The sequence below is a fragment of the Planotetraspora sp. A-T 1434 genome (genome assembly GCF_025420585.1).
In the GTDB taxonomy this organism is placed as follows: Bacteria; Actinomycetota; Actinomycetes; order Streptosporangiales; family Streptosporangiaceae; genus JAOEGB01.
Window position 1 is genome coordinate 1 of the sequence record NZ_JAOEGB010000111.1, and the last position, 437, is coordinate 437.

Sequence of the window (437 nt, forward strand, 5' to 3'; positions counted from 1 at the left end):
CGCTCCGGCGAGCCGTTCCCGCACCCGATCTCGGTCGGCTACATCTACATCCTCAAGCTGCTCCACCTGGTCGACGACAAGATCCACGCCCGGTCGACCGGTCCGTACTCCATGATCACCCAGCAGCCGCTCGGCGGTAAGGCCCAGTTCGGCGGCCAGCGCTTCGGTGAGATGGAGGTGTGGGCCCTGGAGGCGTACGGCGCCGCCTACGCCCTGCAGGAGCTGCTGACGATCAAGTCCGACGACGTGCTCGGCCGCGTGAAGGTCTACGAGGCCATCGTCAAGGGCGAGAACATCCCCGAGCCGGGCATCCCCGAGTCCTTCAAGGTCCTCATCAAGGAAATGCAGTCGCTCTGCCTCAACGTCGAGGTTCTCTCCAGCGACGGCATGTCCATCGAGATGCGCGACACCGACGAGGACGTCTTCCGCGCGGCGGA

The 437-nt window shown here is 65.4% G+C and carries 1 pseudogene; it reads left to right on the forward strand.

The features are described 5' to 3' along the window. Window positions 1-437: pseudogene (locus N5079_RS35180) on the forward strand (DNA-directed RNA polymerase subunit beta); the annotation flags it as partial.